Below are 19,947 nucleotides of genomic sequence, written 5' to 3' on the forward strand. Positions count from 1 at the left end.
TTTATTACAAATTTATTTTCTTATTCTTAGGGTATTTTACCTGATAGCCCAATTGCTTTTTGATCACTTGCTTTGGTGTAATTGTTATAGGCCAATATAAAATTCCTGTTTTTTCATCATACTCAGCACTATCAGTGTTTTCTTTTTCTACTTTAATCTCTTTATTTTGGCTTATAGGGATTCGGTCATAGATTCTAACAGTGGCATCAGTCGATTTATTATTACGCAAAGTGATTTCGTAGTTGCGGTCAATAATTCTGGTGCTTCCCAAAAATGATTTGTCTTTTAGGTTGTTGATTTGCTTGCGCTCAATAATCAGATTACTGTCAATCCCCATCGATATTATCAATTCTTCTTCTGTTTGATACGGATTGATAAATGTTGTGCCAGCATAACTTCCTTCGGTATAAATACTCGCATCACCTGGTAATAAATCGTATTTATTCCAGTCTTTTACTTTGGCAGTCAAGAATACATTTTCACTTAGTATTGGAGCTGAGAAATATTCAAATTCAGCAGGCATACTAAAGTTATCAATTTCTATTATGGATGGAGTGTCGAGCGAAGGAATAGAGTAGTTCTTTTTAATTTTAAAAGTTACAGTATTCATTATAATTTCCTTCTCGTCACCGGAACCTGTTGTGATTTCTTCTGATTTTACTTCGTTATCGTCTGAATCAATATCAGATCTTTTAGTTGAGCCATAGCCAACAACTACTACTTCCTGCAACGTAACACCACTGTCTTTCATAGTAACATTCATGGTGTTGCTGTATATGGGAAGCACAGCGTTTTCCATACCAACAAACGAATAAACTAATTCTTTACCGTTTTCTACTTTAAGGGTGTATCTGCCGTCAAAATCGGTTTGAGTACCAATGTTGGTTCCCTTTACCATTACATTAACGCCGGGTATTGGACCACCTTTATCTGTAACCACACCTGAAACTACTTTAACCATTGGGTTAAAAATAAAATTTTGTTTTGTTAGCGCAGCTCCGGCATTGTAGTTATAAGTATTAATAAAGTTTAAATATTGAGGATCTAATTGTGGTTTGTCGTTGTTAACAGTAGGGTTACCTGTTGACAAAATAAGTTTTACGTTATTCCAATCCTCACCGGTATTTTGGTAAACCTGTGCTTTGTAAGCAAATTGCAAAGCATCTTTTGAATTCTTGGCCTTAATTTCATAAGAAGGAACCCAGCCAGCACCTGAAACAGTATATTTCAGAATCAAATCCAGCGCAACGGCTTCATTGGGATTGTCTAATTTTATAATTATCTCACCTTTTGTTTCGTTAGAATTACCCATAATTTTTTGTAATTCCTGCTGCATGAGTTTTACGTCAGTATCTAAGGCTGCAATTTTTTTGTTGGTATCATACTTTTCCATTTTGATAATAGGAATACGTTCTCTGTAATGTTTGGAATGCAAAAGCAATTTGTCCATTCCAACGGCTTGTTGACTACTGCCTAAATTTTTATTGAGTGAAAGTAACGACTCTTCTTCATCGAGACCATTAATACTGCTTTGTAAAACAGCTATTTCTCTTAGTTTGGCACTGATTTCAGATTGAAGTGTTTTGATTTTATCTGACAATATTTTTTTAGGATAAGACACTACTTCATACGCAATAGATAGTATTGAAACATCTTTTAATCCACTGATTTGTATAGTGTTTTGACTTATAAATTGGGAAACATCTACAATTTTGAGGATATTAGCTCCTTTTGGAATAGTTACAGAAACATCCGAAGTGATTTGTGCTCCATTGGTATATACTATAACTTCTTTAGGTGTTGCTTTTGTTTTAATTTCGGTAGCAGAAACATAAATCGAAGTAGTACATAAAAGGAATAAAATGATTTTTTTCATCAGTGCAGTGATAATTAGTTTTTCTCGATATGTTCAAAGATATAAAACAAATGATACAGATTTCAGCATTCTTAAGAATTAGATTTATCCTCATTAAACTTTTTTACAATAGCTTTGAGTTGTTCTGCGCGGGCAGCTTTCTTGGATTTTTCCTTATCTTGCGCTTTGTGAAGCTTATCGTTATGTGCCTTAATATTTTTAGCATTGTTTCTTCCCATGTGTTAAAAGTACAAATTTTTGTTAAATTTAATCTTTGGCACAATTAATGGATAGCAAAAAAAAATCATTAATCATTAAAAAATAAATATTATGAAAAAGTTTACTTTAGTTTTAGCTTTTATCGGGATGATAACGCTACAAGGTTGCACAACTAACAATGATGACAGTATTGATAACGATACCATTAGTGAAGTATTTGAACTTAAAAATATTAATTTTGGTTTTGACGGAGGAAACAGTTATTCGATTTATCAAGTATTAAATCCTCAAATTTACCCTTCGGATAATATTCTGATTTATAGATTGTCGGGAACCATTGATTCCAGCACTCCAATTTGGCAATTAATTCCAAGAACCTTATATTTAGATGAAGGTGAGTTGGATTACGATTTTGATTTCAGCAAAGAAGATTTTACGATATATGCCGGCGGAACGTATGATTTGACTCTAACTCCAAGCTATATCACTAATCAAACATTTAGAATCGTAATTATTCCAGGTTATTTTTCAAATAAAATGAAAGCTGGTGTAGATTTATCAGATTACAATGCAGTTGTAAATGCATTCCATATTGACCAGTCTAATATTAAAGTGCTGAATAAATAATTTGTAATACAGTTTTATAAAAAAACCATCTCGAATAGAGATGGTTTTTTATTTATCTAAAAATCTAATTGTCTAAAATCTATGAGACATCAACCGTAGTGGCATCAGCAATCTTTTTATATGTTCCGTTTACTAATTTTTCTCTGATTGCATCAAAAGCAGTCAATGTTTCGTCGATATCCGCCAAAGTGTGAGAAGATGTTGGAATCATTCTCAACAAGATAATTCCTTTTGGAATAACAGGATAAACTACAATTGACAGGAAGATACCATAGTTTTCACGCAGGTCATTTACCATCACCATCGCTTCCGGTATAGAACCTTCTAAATAAACAGGAGTTACACAAGTGTTGGTATCTCCAATATTAAATCCGTGTGCTTTTAATCCGTTTTGCAATGCGTTTACATTTTCCCAAAGTTTGTCTTTCAATCCCGGATTGTCTCTCAACAACTGTAATCTTTTCAAAGCACCAACAGTTTGAATCATTGGCAACGCTTTGGCAAACATTTGCGAACGCAAATTGTATTTCAAATAATCAATAATGTCTTTATCTGCAGCAAGGAATGCTCCAATACTTGCCATCGATTTGGCAAATGTTGAAAAGTAAACATCAATTCCGTCCTGGCAACCTTGCTCTTCTCCGGCACCGGCACCTGTTTTTCCTAATGTTCCAAATCCGTGAGCATCATCAACTAAAAGTCGGAAATTGTATTTCTTTTTCATCTCTACAATTTCTTTCAACTTTCCTTGTTGGCCACGCATTCCGAAAACACCTTCTGTAATGAATAAAATTCCACCTCCGGTTTCAGTAGCCATTTTAGTAGCACGTTGAAGATTTTTCTCCATGCTTTCTAAATCATTGTGTTTGTAGGTAAAACGTTTGCCCATGTGAAGACGCACACCATCAATGATGCAGGCGTGTGCATCAACATCGTAAACTATAATATCATTTTTGGTAACCAAAGCATCAATAGCAGACATTATCCCTTGGTAACCAAAGTTTAATAAGTATGCTGATTCTTTCATTACGAAAGCCGCTAATTCTTTTTCTAATTGTTCGTGAGCATCAGTGTGACCAGACATCATACGAGCACCCATTGGATAAGCAGCACCATATTTAATAGCAGCATCAGTATCCGCCTGACGAACTTCAGGATGATTTGCTAAGCCTAAATAATCATTCAGACTCCAGTTTAAAATATTTTTTCCGTGAAATGTCATTCTTGGGCCAAGTTCTCCTTCCAGTTTTGGGAAAACATAATATCCTTCGGCTTGAGATGCCCATTTTCCTAATGGACCTTTATTGTTTTGTATTCTTTCGAATAAATCTTTTACCATAATCACTTTGTGTTTTAGTCGTGGCAAAAGTAATTATAAATTTAGTTTACTCCTAATGAAAATTTTGAACCATTAAGTGTTGAAAACCCAGATAAATCTAGCTGACCAATAATTTAATGATTTCAAACAACGTGTCCTTATCAACCGGTTTTGATAAATATTTGTTCATTCCAATTTCGATAACTCTGGTTTTGGTGCTTTCCATGACATCCGCAGTTAAAGCAATAATCGGAATTGATTTTTTGTCTTCGCCGGCTTCACCGTTACGGATGGCTATTGTGGCTTCATAACCATCCATAATTGGCATTTGTAAATCCATAAGAATAATGTCATAATCTTTCTCCATCAGTTTTTGAACACCTTCTTGTCCGTTGTTGGCAAAATCTACTGTAGTGTTCAGCCATTTTTTGGTAATCATTTTAATCACCATTTGGTTCATCGCATTGTCTTCAACAACCAAAATTGATTTTCCGTTTAAATCATAATCATTAGTTGCAGCACTTACTTCAATTTCATTTTTGACTTCAATATTTTCATAAGTCAAATCGATAGTAACAACAGTTCCCAATCCAGTAGTGCTATCAACTTTAATCTTGCCATTTTGCAGATTTACCAAATGTTTTACGATATAAAGTCCAAGTCCTAAGCCGCCAAATTTTCGTTTGTTGGTAATGCTGTCCTGTGAGAACGAATCGAAAATGCTGTTTATTTTTTCTTTAGAAATTCCAACTCCGGTATCACTTACCGAAAAGGTGATTTGCACTTTGTTGTCTTTCTCTATTTTAGCATCTAACTTAAATTTGACAAATCCTTCATTGGTAAATTTGAGTGCATTACTTAAGATGTTTTGCAGTATTTGACTCAATCGGGCAGCATCTCCTTTGACCATTTGTGGCAAATTATCTCCTTTGACGAAAGTAAATTCTAATCCTTTGTCCTTAGCTTCACTAGTAAAATTATTGGCCATGTGCTCTACAGTTTTTACCAAATCAAACTCCGTAAACTCAAGCTTTATTTCATTTTTTTCAATTTTGGAAAAGTCCAGAATGTCATTAACGGAATTCAATAAACTATAAGTCGAATACTTTATGATTTGACTGCCATTTTGTATTTGCTCCTCTTTAGAATCATTTGCCATTGATTTGGCTGTGTTCAAAATTGCATTCAAAGGTGTTCGCAATTCGTGACTTATATTGGATAAGAAATAGGACTTCAACTCGTTCATTTCTTCAGACTTCTGTAGTGCTACGGTTTGCAATTCTTCACGTTCGTCTTTTAGATTCCGAATTAAGTTCGCCATCGAAAGTGAAAGGAAAATTACCTCCATTCCGGTACCCAATTTTGATCCGTTTTCTGTCCAAAAAGTTAGTGGTAAAATGCTGAAATTTTTAAGAATAAAAACAACAAACCCGGCAATGAGAAAGAGTATGCCTGTTACAAAGAAACGGTCAATTCTTTCGGTTTTAATATAAATAATTAATACTGAAGTGATGATAAGTAACAATAAAACTAATCCCAATCCATTCGCAATAGGATAGGAGTATTGAAGTGCTTTAGGAATAAAAAATAATGACAAAAAAAGCAGTAAATCCAATGCGTACAAAACATAAAAAGCATTGTTTATAAAACGATTGTATTCTTTTATTTTCAGAAACACTTGAGCATAGCGACCTAAGAAGAAATTAGCAATGCAGGCAAATATAATTACGGCGTGCAAAGAAAACCAACCCGATTGTGGTGTAATAAATTGATAGAAATAGCCATCGATAGAAAATTGCAGCAAACCAATAAAAACCACATACATGCTGTAATACAAGAAAGTTTTGTCACGCATGGCAAAGAAAAAGAACAGATACAAAATAGCCGCAATAATCAAGATTCCGTAAAAGAAACCAAACACAAACTGTTCAAACGAAGTGACTTCTAATAAATGTTGCAAACTATGCAACACCATTGGCATAGAAAGCATTTCACCATCACTTTTAATATGCAGATAAAACTGCTGTTGTTCCTGTGGCGACAAAGTAATTCTGAAAATCGTTTTTCTGTGGTCAAAACTTCTTTCGGCAAAGGGAATAGCATCACCACTAATATATTTTGCAACCTGATTATTGTTTTTTATAATATACAATTCGGCTAAGTCGGTTATTGGTCTTGCCGTTTCAAAGAAATATATCAGTTCTTCATCAGTAGTATTCTTGAGCTGAAATCGCAGCCAATAGTTATGGTTTGTAAAGCCAAAGTCTTGATTTTCATTCTTCATTGGAACGAAATGAAAGGCTTTTATATTTTTGATTTGTTCAAAATTTACGTCAACTTTGCCAACGTCAACATATTCAGTTTTAGTATGTATGGATATGTTTTCGGATTGTTTTCCTTCTTGCAGAAGAAATTGTGAGGTCACATTTTGACTCAGTAATAGAAAGATGCCAATAAGGCAAAGCAAACTATTACATGCTTTGTTTGTGGTATTTGATAGCATGCTTGGGTTCGTTTTATTGTGGGTAAAGTAACTTACGAATATATTTGGCTTTTAGTTCTGTTTAACAATAGTATAAAAAAGATAAACAACTATTTAATTTTATCTGCTAATAAATCATAAAACGGTATATTTTAAATAACTTTGTCATCCTAATACTTCATTTAATTTCCATGCAACTCGTCTTTGCTTCCAATAACAAAAATAAAATCAAAGAAATTCAATTGTTACTTCCGCAATCTATTCAAATTCTGAGTTTGGAAGATATAGGTTGCATTGAAGAAATTCCAGAAACTGCTGATACAATTGAAGGTAACGCTATTCTCAAAGCGAATTATGTTACCCAAAAGTTTGGTTACAATTGCTTTGCAGATGATACTGGTTTGGAAGTCGAAGCTTTGAACGGTGAACCTGGTGTTTATTCGGCTCGTTATGCAGGTGAACAAAAAGATGCCAATGATAATATGGATAAATTGTTATTGAATTTAAAAAATAAATCCAATAGATCTGCCCAATTCAAAACAGTTATTACTTTAAACCTTAACGGAAAACAAACCCTTTTTACAGGCATTATCAAAGGAAAAATCATTGAAGAAAAAAATGGAACCAATGGCTTTGGTTACGATCCAATTTTTGTTGCCGATGGTTATGATAAAACCTTTGCCGAGTTGACGATAGAGGAGAAGTCAACTATCAGTCATCGTGGTTTAGCTGTCAAAAAATTGGTTGAGTTTCTCAAGTAAATCTTATTGCTTATCCCTTTTCTCTTATCCCTTTCAACTTTATCAAATCGTAACTAATTAATTATCAATAAATAACAAATTAGTTTTTATGGTTATTAAAACCTACCTTTGCACCCAATTTAAAATACAATATGAATAAATTTGAACAATTAGGTCTGAATGAGTCGTTACTGCTGGCGATCAAAGATCTAGGATTTGAGAATCCGTCAGAAGTGCAGGAAAAGGCTATTCCGGTTTTATTGGAACAAAACACAGACTTAGTAGCTTTAGCACAAACAGGAACAGGGAAAACGGCAGCTTTTGGTTTTCCACTAATTCAAAAAATTGATGCCGAAGACAGAAGTACTCAAGCGTTAATTTTATCCCCAACGCGTGAGCTTTGCTTACAAATCACCAACGAGATTAAACAATACTCAAAATATGTAAAAGGTTTACATACAGTGGCAGTTTATGGTGGTGCAAGCATTACAGAACAAGCCAGAGAGATTAAACGCGGAGCACAAGTAATTGTGGCAACTCCGGGTAGAATGCAGGACATGATTAATCGTGGTCTTGTGAACATTAAAAACATTAATTTCTGTATTCTTGACGAAGCAGATGAGATGTTAAACATGGGTTTTTATGATGATATCGTTTCGATCTTATCTGATACTCCGGACGAAAAAAACACTTGGTTATTCTCGGCAACAATGCCTGCGGAAGTAGCGCGTATTGCTAAGAAATTCATGCATGAACCGGCTGAAATTACAGTTGGACATAAAAACTCAGGTTCGGCTACAGTGTCACACGAATTTTACTGTGTGAATGCACGTGACCGTTACGAAGCTTTGAAAAGATTGGCTGATGCGAATCCGGACATCTTCTCAGTAGTTTTTTGTAGAACAAAACGTGATACACAAGCGGTTGCTGAAAAGTTAATCGAAGATGGATACAGTGCCGCGGCATTGCACGGAGATTTATCTCAGGCGCAACGTGATGGTGTAATGAAATCTTTCCGTGGCCGTCAAATTCAAATGCTTGTTGCAACTGACGTTGCGGCACGTGGAATTGACGTTGATAATATTACACACGTAGTAAACTATCAATTGCCTGACGAAATTGAAACTTACAATCACCGTTCAGGAAGAACAGGAAGAGCCGGTAAATTAGGAACTTCTATCGTAATCATCACTAAAAGTGAGTTGCGCAAGATTTCTTCAATCGAAAGAATCATCCAACAAAAATTCCAGGAAAAAACAATTCCAAGTGGAATTGAAATCTGTGAAATCCAATTATTGCACTTAGCTAATAAAATTAAGGATACCGAAGTTGACCACGAAATAGACAACTATTTACCGGCAATCAACGAAGTTCTTGATGGTTTATCAAAAGAGGAACTAATCAAGAAAATGGTTTCTGTTGAATTCAACCGATTTATCGCTTACTACAAAAAGAAACGCGACATATCTGGTGAAGGTGGAGAAAGAAGCGAAAGAAGTTCAGAGCCGAGAGAAATCAGAGCCGGAGATCCAGTTCGTTATTTCGTAAACATTGGTTCAAGAGACGATTTCGATTGGATGCAATTGAAAGATTTCTTAAAAGAAACACTTGATTTAGGTCGTGATGACGTATTTAAAGTGGATGTAAAAGAAGGTTTCTCTTTCTTTAATACTGATGGTGAACATACTGAAAAAGTAATGTCAATTCTTAACGGATTTGATATGAATGGAAGACGTATCAACGTTGAGATTTCTAAAAACGACGGTGGAAGCCGTGAAAGACGTGACCATAACGGAAGAAGTTCTGGTGGTTTCAGAGGTGATAGAAATTCTGGTGGAGAAAGAAGAAGTTCTGGTGGTGGAAGTTTCGGCCCGAGAAAAGAAGGCGGATTCAGAAGCGACAGAAACGATGCTCCAAGAGGTGAACGTTCTGACAAACCAAGAAGAGAAGGTGGTTTCAATCGTGATAGCGCAGCTCCAAAAAGAGCGCCAGGTTCTTTTCAAAGAGAAGAAAGAGCGCCAAGACGTTCTTCTGAAAACAATGACAGACCAGCAGGTCGTTCATTTGAAGCTGCTAAAAGCAGAAGACCAAGAAAAAGCTAAAGCTTAACTTTATTCCTGAAAAGGAAATTATTATAACTCCGTTTTTACTCAATTATTGAGGTGAAAACGGAGTTTTTTTAGGCGAACACCTGATTTTGTTAATTTTGTTCTAATTCTGCCATTAAACGTTACCATTTCTTAAAAGAGTTTCATACTTTTAAACCATCAAAATAAGCTATGAGATATTTTACAATTTTACTTTTCTTTATATTTTCTTCAAGTGCCATCGCGCAAGTCAATCCGATATCGCAAAAAGTTACAGGAACAATTGTCAACGATAATACATTATTGCCAATTTCCAATGTAAACGTTATTAATATAAACAAAGTAAAAGGCGTTACTACTGATGTTAAAGGTTACTTTGAATTGGAAGTAAGTGTTAATGATACGCTGCACATCGCTTTGCTGGGTTATCAATCATTGAGAGTAAGGGTAACCAATGACTGGCTTAAAAATGGTACGGCCAAATTATTGCTGACTGAAAAAGCTATTGCTTTGGAAGAAGTTATTGTCAAAAAATATGACTTAACAGGTTATCTTGAAATCGATTCAAAGCTTATTCCCGAAAAAGAAAATTACCGTTACAGTATTTCAGGTTTGCCACAAGGATATGAAACAGGAGATACTTCGCCCGGAGCTTTTACGAGAGTTTTAGGTTCTATTTTCAACCCCGCGGATATGCTGTATAATTTCTTTGGTAAGAAGTCCAATGAGCTCAAGAAACTCAAACAGATGAAAAAGGACGATACCGTTAGAAATCTGTTAGAATCTAAGTTTGACAGGGAAACGCTTGGTGTGCTTCTTGGTATTGATAAAAAAGAAATTGCAGAAATCTTAACGCGTTGCAGCTACTCGGAAGAGTTTATCAAAACTGCAAACGATTTGCAAATTATGGATGCCATCAGCGAATGCTATGAGCAATACAAAGTGTTGAAGAAGAAATAGATAAAAGAATAAAGACAGCTTCTCTGCAAGAAGAAAGATGTATAATGGCTAAAAAAGAAGCGTCCCGATTTAATCAGGACGCTTCTTTTTTCTTTCTTCTTTCTTCTTTCAACGAAGTGGTCTATTCTCATAATACCTCGCTTCAATCCGCTTAATATCCTTAATAGTATTTTTTGCCCAAAGCAAGCGCTTTTCAAGCAATTCTTCTTCTGTAAGCTGCCAGTTTACATCAGATTGGCGCAGGCGAGTGGTGATATCCTGAATAATAATAGCTGCCGAAACGGATATATTCAGACTTTCCGTAAAACCAACCATTGGAATTTTTAAATAACCATCTGCCTGATTCATTACTTCTTCTGATAATCCTTCTTTTTCGGTACCAAAAAATAAAGCGCTCTTTTTGGTTACATCAAATTCATGCAGCAAGCACGAATCGTTATGCGGAGTAGTAGCTATGATTTGATAACCTTTTTTTTTTAGTGTTTGAATGCAATTAGAAATGTTTTCAAACTTATTGATATCGACCCATTTTTGTGCGCCCATAGCAATTTCTTTATCGATGTTTTTACCAAAACGCTGCTCCACTATATTAATTTCCTGGATTCCAAAAACTTCGCAACTGCGCATCACCGCACTCGTATTGTGAAACTGAAATACATCTTCTACCGCAATGGTAAAATGATTGGTTCTGTTTGCCAACACAGTTTCAAAGCGTTCTTTACGGTTGTCAGTTAAAAATCCTTCGAGATAGGTGAGGTAATCTAGGTCAATCATGGTAATAGTATTTTGATAAGAAGTTATCTATTTGCTTCTGATATCCAGTGAAACTGTCTTTCTGCTAACGGGAATTTTTTATCATGTTTAACAAGTTCATAGAACAAAGTATCTTTTTTAAACACTCCTTCTAATTGAAGTATTTTTTTATTGATAAATTTATACTTCATCCCAAACAAAGGTACGCTGTCTGACATTCCTTCTTTAAAGTTTATCATTTGTTTGGACTTATCTGTTTCGTAAACAAAATAGGCTCTTCCGTATTTGTTCCAAAAAGTAGTGTCGGCTGTTTTGATGCTGCCCAATTTTCCTTTGTCAAATATGAAATCTTTCCATGCTAAAGTATCAGTAGCGTCAATAGCAATAAGCTGATTATTCTTTTTAAATGTCTTAATGTTGTAAACTCCTTGTGGTATAATGCTAGTTTCCTCTTTGTGCATTTGTCCATACCAGTCTATGCATTCGTATATGTTTAAACCAACAACAAGCACTATAAATGCAGTTTTTAAAACGATGCGTCCAACTCGTTGCCATCTTTTGGTAAAGTGATAATTATAACCTGTTGTCGGAATCGTCGGCTTATTGAGGATAAAGAAATTAAGGTACTTTCTGCTGTCAATTGCCAATAAAAAGAAACAGCAGATAACAATCTGCATCGAATACAATTTAACCGGAATATCATAGCACATATTCATCGCAAACACATTGACAAAGACTCCAAGACCAACAATCAGTCCAAGTGGAATGGTTCTTCTGTAAAGCAATAAAAGTCCAACAATAACTTCCATCAAGCCTGAAAAGAATTGGTAAGGCTGAGAGTAACCAATAAACATCCAACTAAATCGCATTGGCAGAAACTCACCCAAAGGTGTTGCCAACTGGCTTAGGTTTGGAAAGGGCATCTGTAATCCAAACAACTTGATAATTCCATAACTGAAAGCAACCATGATAAGGTTGTACCGAATTAAATTGTGCAGCCAATATTCGAGTGATCTGGATTCTTTTTCTTTTTTATTTAAAATTGTCCAAATAATCGCAATTACCAGCGAAAGTATAATGAAAGTATAAAACTCAGCCCAAGCATAAGAAGTGTCTCCGCTTCCATAGCCTTCAGTATTTAATTTTGGCTTCACATGCAAAAACCAATCATTGCATTTGAAAACAATCCACTGTATTCCTTTGGTGTAAAAATCCGTTACGTAGTTTAAGCCCGGTACATATGTAAGCCAAAACCAAGGTGTAATGGTCAGAAAAAAATAAAGAAAGAAAAACCGAAAGAATATTTTTTTGATATGTTTCATAAATTATGGTTTTGGTAAAAGTAGTAAAATAGTGTAATTTTAAGCAAAAAATATTTTGTATGAAAAAGAAGCTAGTCGTTTTAACCGGTGCCGGGATTTCTGCAGAAAGCGGTCTCAAAACATTCCGTGATGCTGACGGACTTTGGGAAGGTCATAATGTTATGGATGTCGCTTCGCCCGAAGGTTGGCATCGAAACAAGGAATTGGTTTTAGATTTCTATAACCAACGCCGAAGACAATTGCAGGAAGTTAAGCCAAATCAAGGGCATATAGTGTTAGCTGAATTGGAAAAAGATTTTGATGTCCATATTATCACGCAGAATGTAGACAATCTCCACGAACAAGCCGGAAGTTCAAAAGTTTTGCATTTGCATGGCGAATTATTAAAAGTACGAAGTACCAAAAATGAAGACTATATTTTAGATTGGAAACATGATTTGGTTCTTGGCGATGTTGATGATAAAGGCCATCAATTGAGGCCACATATTGTTTGGTTTGGCGAAATGGTTTCTGCTTTAGAAGAAGCTGTAAATATCACAGAACAAGCGGACTATGTAGCTGTTATTGGCACATCACTTCAAGTTTATCCGGCAGCAAGTTTGATGCATTATGCGAATTCAAATACCAAGGTTTTTTATATTGACCCAAGACCGGCAAGCATCAATAATTTGCAAAATCCGTTAGAAGTTATTGCTATGAATGCTACTGATGGCGTTCCGTTATTAAGAGAAAAGTTATCGAATTTAAAGTAAAAAACTCATAACTCATAACTCATAACTTACAACTAATCCTTATTTTTGCATCACAAAACAACAACACAACACATGTCACTAACACCATTAAACGCCGTTTCTCCTATTGACGGAAGATATAGAAGTAAAACCAAATCACTTTCCAATTATTTTTCTGAAGAAGCTCTAATAAAATACAGAGTTTTAGTTGAAGTTGAATATTTTATAGCCTTATGCGAAGCTAATTTACCACAGCTAAAAGGAGTAAACCCAAGCGTTTTTGATAGTCTGCGTAATCTCTATAAAAACTTTACTGCCGAAGATGCGCAATGGATAAAAGACACTGAAAAAATCACTAACCACGATGTAAAAGCGGTAGAATATTTCATTAAAGAAAAATTTGAAGCCTTAGGATTGTCACAATACAAAGAGTTTATTCATTTTGGTTTAACCTCACAAGACATAAACAATACAGCGATTCCTTTATCTACAAAAGAAGCTTTTCAGGAAGTGTATTTGAAGTCATTAATTGCATTGGTAGCAAAACTAAAAGAACTGGCGATGGAGTGGAACGACATTCCAATGTTGGCCAGAACACATGGACAGCCAGCTTCTCCAACACGCTTAGGAAAAGAGATTTTAGTTTTTGTAGAACGTTTGGAAGAGCAGATGCGTTTGTTGTTTAATATTCCGTTTGCCGCTAAGTTTGGTGGTGCTACCGGGAATTTTAATGCGCATCATGTAGCCTATCCAAATGTAGACTGGAAACAATTTGGTACCACTTTCGTGGAAGATACACTCGGATTGCAACATTCTTTTCCAACCACACAAATAGAGCATTACGACCACTTTGCAGCTTTTTTTGATGCGCTAAAAAGAATAAACAATATTGTCATTGACTTAGACAGAGACATCTGGACGTATGTTTCGATGGAGTATTTCAAACAAAAAATCAAAGCAGGTGAAATTGGTTCATCAGCCATGCCACATAAAGTAAACCCAATTGATTTCGAAAACTCCGAAGGAAACTTAGGTATTGCCAATGCTATTTTTGAGCATCTTTCGGCCAAACTGCCAATTTCAAGATTGCAGCGTGACTTGACTGACAGCACGGTTTTAAGAAACATCGGTGTTCCGATGGGACATACGTTGATAGCTTTTGACGCTGCTTTGAAAGGATTGAATAAATTGTTATTAAATGAATCAAAATTTGCTGAAGATTTAGAAAAAAACTGGGCAGTTGTTGCCGAAGCTATTCAAACCATTTTAAGAAGAGAAGGGTATCCAAATCCGTATGAGGCTTTGAAAGGGTTGACCAGAACTAATTCAGTTATTGATAAAAAAGCGATCCACGATTTTATAGGAACATTAGAAGTTTCAGATTCAATTAAAGCTGAATTGCTTCAAATCACTCCAAGCAATTATACCGGAATTTAATAAATAAAGGCATAAGTAATTAAACTTATGCCTTTATAATTTTGTGTTGTTTTAGTTATTGTATTAAAAAGAATAGGTTGTTGCTAATAAAATAAAAGCAGAAGAACCTGTTGCAGTACCATCTTTCTTGCTGAAAATATCTTCTGATGATGAATCAAATCTGATTTCCGGAATAAAAGTAAAGTTCCCTTCTTTATAATTAAAAGAAAGTGTATTGCCTATTATGCTTGGCATTGCTCCATAAATAGCCCCATCTTTGTCATCAAAATACTCTAATCTATAGGCCAAACTCCATTTGCCTTTTAAGGTATAGTTTAGATAGCCTACAAGTGAAAACCAGTTAGCATCAAGATCACTATCAATGTCATCCTCAACCATAGCATAAGTACCATTAAAGCCCAAAGTCAATTTAGCATTTAACTTTCTACTGGCAACCAAATCAAATTGGGTTTTGTTTTTATCTGATGCAGGATTTGCACTTCCAGAAGTGAAATTAAAGTAAGCACTACCTTTGTCTGCAACATAACCAATTTGACCAATAAAAGTTTTATTTTTTGATCCCGCCTCACCAGCAGTTTTAAAATCAGTTGGGTTAGTAATTCCGGCCATAAAGCTATACTTTCCAGAGGTATATTGCGCTTTAACTCCTGTGTTGAAAAATGGCCCGTTTGTAAAAGCATAAGACATACTGTAGTTTTTATTATCAACGGCGTCTAATAATTCGTATCCGATGTGAGTTCCAAAACTACCGGCTGTTACTTTAAAACTAGGTGTGAAATCATAGGTGACATACATTTGTTTAATCATAAAAGTAGTGGCTGCGTCGTTGTATGTAAATTCACTTGCTCTTGAGCCAAAACCTAAATCAACAAATACAGAGGCCTTTCCTAATTTATGAGAAGCTTCAATTGAAGCCATTCCAATTTCATAGGAATCGTGAGAATGTGTAAAACTGGTATAGCTGTTATCTACTTCTGCAAAGTCATATTTATAATAGAAATCGGCTGACCCAGCGAAAGTAGTTCCAGGTAAAATTGTTGTGCCTTCTTGTGCATTTGCGGCATATATCGCCAATAGGCAAAAACCGGCTATTTGAAAAAAGTTCTTCTTTAAAATTGTTGTAGTTGTTTTCATGTGTTGTTTTTTAAAAGTTAATTAGTAATGATTTTTTTAAGATTTAGACAATAGAAAATACCATCAACAACATCTGGGGCAAAAAGATGTTGTTGAAAATATTTTCAGTAAATAAGTGTGATTTTAAATAATTTATTTAGAGGAATTCACCGTGTTGTGTGATGTCCAGTCCTAATTCTTCTTTTTCTTCGCTTACACGTAAAGGTGTTATTTTATTAACGATAAAGAATAAAGCATAGGAAACCACAAAGGCAAATATTGAAACTAGTACTAAAGCTTTCAATTGTGTAAAAAACAAAGTAGCATCACCATATATTAAACCTTGATTGTCACCAACAATTGCATTAACAGATTTTGAGGCAAATACACCAGTCAAAAGCATACCAACCATTCCGCCAACACCGTGACAAGCAAATACATCTAATGCATCATCGATTTTACCTTTTGGAAATTTACTAACCACAAGGTTACTTACAATACTAGCTATAAAACCAATAGCAAGTGCAGAAGGAATTGACACAAAACCTGCAGCAGGAGTAATGGCTACCAATCCAACAACAGCACCGATACAAGCTCCCATTGCAGAAAGTTTGTGTCCCAATATTTTATCAAGGAATACCCAACCCATTGCGGCAGCGGCAGCAGCTACAGTAGTTGTTCCAAGAGCTTGAGCAGCAAGGCTTCCAGATCCAACAGCAGAACCTGCATTGAAACCAAACCAACCGAACCACAATAAGCCAGTTCCTAATAAAACATAAGTTATACGAGCAGGATTTGCTTTTTGCGCTTTCCTTTTTCCTAAAAACATAGCTCCTGCAAGAGCAGCCCAGCCGGCACTCATATGTACTACAGTTCCTCCGGCAAAATCTAATACTCCCCATCCAAAAAAGATTCCATCAGGATGCCAAGTCATGTGGCATAATGGAGAATAAATAAATAATATGAATAAAACCATAAATAACATATATGCCCAGAAACGAACGCGTTCTGCAAAAGCTCCTGTTATTAACGCAGGTGTTATGATAGCAAATTTTGCTTGAAACAAAGCAAACAATATAAAAGGAATCGTTGGAGCTAATTCCCATGCTGTATTAGCACTTACTCCTTGGAAAAACAAGTTATGGGAAGGGTCTCCAATAAAACCTCCAATTGAAGGTCCAAAACACAGTCCAAATCCAACTACAACCCAAAGTACAGTTACAATTACCATAGCTATAAAGCTTTGTAGTACTGTACTAATTACATTTTTCTTACCAACCATTCCTCCATAAAAGAAACCAAGTCCTGGGGTCATTAACAACACAAGTCCTGTTGCGCAAAGCATCCAAGCAGTATCTCCAGTATCTAATTTTAGATTAACTACGTGAGCACCTAATGTTGTCCCTTCTGGAAATAAATAAATTGAAAAAACAGATAGTACTAAAATTGTAATCAGAATTACACTTAAAATAATTTTTCTCATAAATATGGTTTTTTAATGTTAATTATTTGCTAAAACTATTAATAAATTATTGTAACCCCCAAATATTTATATATAAAAAGTTAATTTTTATTAAATTATTAAATTTAACCCTAAAAATTATAGGGTATGCATATAAAATAAAATATTTTTAGAATTTAATAACCCACTTTTTTAAAAACCATATTTTTCTTAAATAATTAATAATAAAAAAGGTATCAGAAATTAATCTGATACCTAATACTATTTTAAGTTTTAAAATTTTAAGAGTTATCTCGAATAATTCGGAGCTTCTTTAGTAATGGTTACATTATGCGGATGGCTTTCACCAATGCCACTTGTGGTGATTCTAACAAAGCGTCCGGTTTCCTGTAGCGTTGGAATATCTTTTGCACCACAGTAACCCATTCCGGCACGAAGCCCGCCAACAAATTGCTGCATGCTTTCGTTTAATTCGCCTTTGTATGGAACCCGGCCAACAATTCCTTCCGGAACTAATTTTTTGATATCGTCTTCGACATCCTGGAAATAACGGTCTTTTGAACCTTCCTGCATCGCTTCTACAGAACCCATACCGCGATAGGATTTGAATTTTCTTCCTTCAAATATTATAGTTTCTCCCGGAGATTCTTTTGTTCCGGCTAAAAGTGAACCTAACATTACACTATCTGCACCAGCTGCAATCGCTTTTGGAATATCACCGGTATATCGAATTCCACCATCGGCAATTACAGGAACTCCGGTTCCTCTTAATGCTGCAGCAACTTCTAAAACTGCTGAGAACTGCGGGAATCCAACTCCGGCCACCACTCGTGTTGTGCAAATAGAACCAGGTCCAATTCCAACTTTCACAGCATCAGCACCATTTTGAACCAGATATAATGCTGCTTCAGGAGTAGCGATGTTGCCAACAACCACATCAAGGTTTGGAAACTTGGCTTTGACTTCTTTTAAAACAGAAACAACACCTTGCGTATGTCCGTGAGCGGTATCAATAATGACAGCATCAACTCCGGCGTTTACCAAAGCAGTTGCTCTTTCCAAAGCATCAGCAGTTACACCTAATGCAGCTGCAACTCTAAGACGACCAAATCTATCTTTGTTAGCAATTGGTTTTTGAGTCAGTTTGGTTATATCTCTAAAAGTAATTAATCCTATAAGTTTGAAGTTGTCATCAACTACAGGAAGTTTTTCTATTTTGTTTTTCTGAAGGATTCCTTCGGCTTCCTGCAAAGTTGTTCCTTCTGCAGCTGTTACCAGATTTTCAGAAGTCATTACTTCTAATATAGAACGGGAATTTATTTTTTCGAAACGCAAATCCCTGTTGGTTGCAATTCCTTTTAAGATTCCGTTTTCATCTACAACCGGAATTCCGCCAATGCCAAATTCTTTCATAGCCATCTTAGCATCGCCAACGGTAGCTGTCAATGGTAAGGTAACCGGATCGATAATCATTCCGGCTTCAGCACGTTTTACTTTTCTGACTTTAGCTGCCTGCTGTTCAATCGTCATGTTTTTGTGCAGTACGCCAATGCCGCCTTCCTGAGCCATAGCAATCGCCATAGAACTTTCGGTAACGGTATCCATAGCTGCAGAAACAATAGGAACATTCAAAGTAATATTTCTCGAAAACTTCGATTGAATACTAACTTCACGTGGTAAAACTTCGGAATAATTTGGGATGAGCAGTACATCGTCGTAAGTAAGACCTTCTCCAACGATTTTTGTTGTGTGTGCTTTCATTGCAATTTGTAGTTGTAGTTAAATTGCATGCAAATGTAAGTAATAATTATGAATTATAAGTGATAAGTTATGAGTTAAGGTTAGGTTAAAAAATATAACTCATAATTGACTTAATGATAAGATGTAAAAATCTTTGTCGCTTCATTGTAAGCGCTTTCAAAACTCATTGGACTTGTATTGGTATTTGCTTTTTGTGTAGTGAAATAGGATAGGAGTTTCTCGGTTGGCATATTACCGGTTAAATCATCCTTTGCCATTGGGCAACCGCCAAAACCCTGAATGGCTCCATCAAAACGGACACAGCCGGCTTTGTATGCGGCATCAACTTTTTCGTGCCATTTGTCCGGAGTTGTATGCAAGTGTGCACCAAATTCGATGTGAGGATATTTCGGAATCAGATTCGAAAACAAATAAGTAATCACATCAGGCGTTGAACTTCCAACAGTATCCGAGAGCGAAAGAATTTTAACGCCCATATTCGCCAGTTTTTCTGTCCATTCGCCAACAATCTCAACATTCCAGGGATCACCATACGGATTTCCAAATCCCATAGATATATAAGTAACAACTTCTTTGTTGGAAGCATCCGCAATATCTAAAATTTCCTGAAGTGTTATAAGACTTTCGGCTATGGTCTTGTGTGTATTACGCATCTGAAAGTTCTCTGAAATCGAAAAGGGAAAACCTAAATATTGAATCTCCTTATGTGTTGAAGCTATTTGTGCGCCTTGTGTATTGGCGATAATAGCAAGCAGTTTGCTTTGCGTTTGTGATAAATCTAATTGGGCTAAAACTTCAGCTGTATCCTGCATTTGCGGAATCGCCTTAGGAGAAACAAAACTTCCAAAATCAATTGTATCAAAACCAACCCGAAGCAACGACTGAATGTAATCAACCTTCTTCTGAGTAGGAATAAAGTCTTTGATCCCTTGCATGGCATCTCGTGGACATTCTATGATTTTGATTTTTTCTTTCAAGGTACTGAGGTGCTGAGGCGCTAAGGTACTAAGTTTTTTTTTAAAGAGTTGCTAAAAAATTAAGGTTCGAAGGCACTAAAGCTTTTACTTTCTTAGAGCCATA

16 protein-coding genes are annotated in these 19,947 nt (G+C 35.5%); 6 read left to right on the top strand and 10 right to left on the bottom strand.

The window, feature by feature from the left end:
* Positions 1-4: 4 nt before the first annotated feature.
* A complete protein-coding gene (locus GS03_RS09345) occupies positions 5-1,876 on the bottom strand; it encodes a mucoidy inhibitor MuiA family protein (protein ID WP_136152276.1) in 1,872 nt (623 codons plus the stop codon).
* Positions 1,877-1,947: 71 nt separating this feature from the next.
* Complete coding sequence (locus GS03_RS09350; RefSeq protein WP_136152277.1) at positions 1,948-2,094, bottom strand: hypothetical protein; 147 nt, start codon at positions 2,092-2,094, stop codon at positions 1,948-1,950.
* Positions 2,095-2,185: 91 nt separating this feature from the next.
* On the opposite strand from GS03_RS09350, the gene GS03_RS09355 reads away from it, so the two are divergent.
* The gene (locus GS03_RS09355; RefSeq protein WP_136152278.1) at positions 2,186-2,701 is read left to right on the top strand and encodes a hypothetical protein; all 516 of its coding nucleotides are present in this window, start codon (positions 2,186-2,188) and stop codon (positions 2,699-2,701) included.
* 79 nt (positions 2,702-2,780) lie between these two features.
* On the opposite strand, the gene GS03_RS09360 is transcribed toward GS03_RS09355, so the two are convergent.
* Together GS03_RS09360 and GS03_RS09365 are read right to left on the bottom strand one after the other, a co-directional pair.
* The gene (locus GS03_RS09360) at positions 2,781-4,040 is read right to left on the bottom strand and encodes an aminotransferase class I/II-fold pyridoxal phosphate-dependent enzyme (RefSeq protein WP_136152279.1); all 1,260 of its coding nucleotides are present in this window, start codon (positions 4,038-4,040) and stop codon (positions 2,781-2,783) included.
* 97 nt (positions 4,041-4,137) lie between these two features.
* Complete coding sequence (locus GS03_RS09365) at positions 4,138-6,522, bottom strand: hybrid sensor histidine kinase/response regulator (protein WP_136152280.1); 2,385 nt, start codon at positions 6,520-6,522, stop codon at positions 4,138-4,140.
* A gap of 170 nt (positions 6,523-6,692) precedes the next feature.
* Here GS03_RS09365 and GS03_RS09370 point away from each other — a divergent pair, with 170 nt between their 5' ends.
* The 3 genes from GS03_RS09370 (at position 6,693) to GS03_RS09380 (ending at position 10,288) form a co-directional block, all read left to right on the top strand.
* Positions 6,693-7,262 (top strand): non-canonical purine NTP diphosphatase, encoded by a 570-nt coding sequence (locus GS03_RS09370; protein WP_136152281.1) that lies wholly within the window; start codon positions 6,693-6,695, stop codon positions 7,260-7,262.
* Between the two features lie 131 nt (positions 7,263-7,393).
* Positions 7,394-9,343: a DEAD/DEAH box helicase gene (locus GS03_RS09375; RefSeq protein WP_136152282.1), complete on the top strand. Its 1,950-nt coding sequence runs from the start codon at positions 7,394-7,396 to the stop codon at positions 9,341-9,343.
* Between the two features lie 177 nt (positions 9,344-9,520).
* On the top strand, positions 9,521-10,288 hold the full coding sequence (locus GS03_RS09380; RefSeq protein ID WP_136152283.1) for a carboxypeptidase-like regulatory domain-containing protein: 768 nt from the start codon (positions 9,521-9,523) through the stop codon (positions 10,286-10,288).
* A 108-nt stretch (positions 10,289-10,396) separates the two neighbouring features.
* On the opposite strand, the gene GS03_RS09385 is transcribed toward GS03_RS09380, so the two are convergent.
* The gene (locus tag GS03_RS09385) at positions 10,397-11,062 is read right to left on the bottom strand and encodes a TrmH family RNA methyltransferase (protein ID WP_136152284.1); all 666 of its coding nucleotides are present in this window, start codon (positions 11,060-11,062) and stop codon (positions 10,397-10,399) included.
* Between the two features lie 23 nt (positions 11,063-11,085).
* The gene (locus GS03_RS09390) at positions 11,086-12,363 is read right to left on the bottom strand and encodes a hypothetical protein (RefSeq protein ID WP_136152285.1); all 1,278 of its coding nucleotides are present in this window, start codon (positions 12,361-12,363) and stop codon (positions 11,086-11,088) included.
* 59 nt (positions 12,364-12,422) lie between these two features.
* On the opposite strand from GS03_RS09390, the gene GS03_RS09395 reads away from it, so the two are divergent.
* A complete protein-coding gene (locus GS03_RS09395; protein ID WP_136152286.1) occupies positions 12,423-13,115 on the top strand; it encodes an SIR2 family NAD-dependent protein deacylase in 693 nt (230 codons plus the stop codon).
* Positions 13,116-13,187: 72 nt separating this feature from the next.
* Positions 13,188-14,531 carry an adenylosuccinate lyase gene (purB, locus tag GS03_RS09400; RefSeq protein WP_136152287.1) on the top strand — a complete coding sequence of 448 codons (1,344 nt, stop codon included), beginning with the start codon at positions 13,188-13,190 and terminating at the stop codon, positions 14,529-14,531.
* Positions 14,532-14,594: 63 nt separating this feature from the next.
* Here purB and GS03_RS09405 read toward each other — a convergent pair whose 3' ends face one another.
* From GS03_RS09405 to GS03_RS09420, 4 genes are all read right to left on the bottom strand, one after another.
* Complete coding sequence (locus GS03_RS09405) at positions 14,595-15,665, bottom strand: outer membrane beta-barrel protein (protein WP_136152288.1); 1,071 nt, start codon at positions 15,663-15,665, stop codon at positions 14,595-14,597.
* Between the two features lie 136 nt (positions 15,666-15,801).
* The gene (locus tag GS03_RS09410) at positions 15,802-17,127 is read right to left on the bottom strand and encodes an ammonium transporter (RefSeq protein WP_136152289.1); all 1,326 of its coding nucleotides are present in this window, start codon (positions 17,125-17,127) and stop codon (positions 15,802-15,804) included.
* A 267-nt stretch (positions 17,128-17,394) separates the two neighbouring features.
* Positions 17,395-18,867 (bottom strand): IMP dehydrogenase, encoded by a 1,473-nt coding sequence (gene guaB, locus GS03_RS09415; protein ID WP_136152290.1) that lies wholly within the window; start codon positions 18,865-18,867, stop codon positions 17,395-17,397.
* A 110-nt stretch (positions 18,868-18,977) separates the two neighbouring features.
* Positions 18,978-19,844, bottom strand: a complete 867-nt coding sequence (locus GS03_RS09420) for a beta/alpha barrel domain-containing protein (RefSeq protein ID WP_136152291.1) — start codon at positions 19,842-19,844, stop codon at positions 18,978-18,980.
* Positions 19,845-19,947: the final 103 nt, after the last annotated feature.

Origin of the sequence: Flavobacterium sangjuense, from assembly GCF_004797125.1 — a bacterium.
GTDB lineage: Bacteria > Bacteroidota > Bacteroidia > Flavobacteriales > Flavobacteriaceae > Flavobacterium > Flavobacterium sangjuense.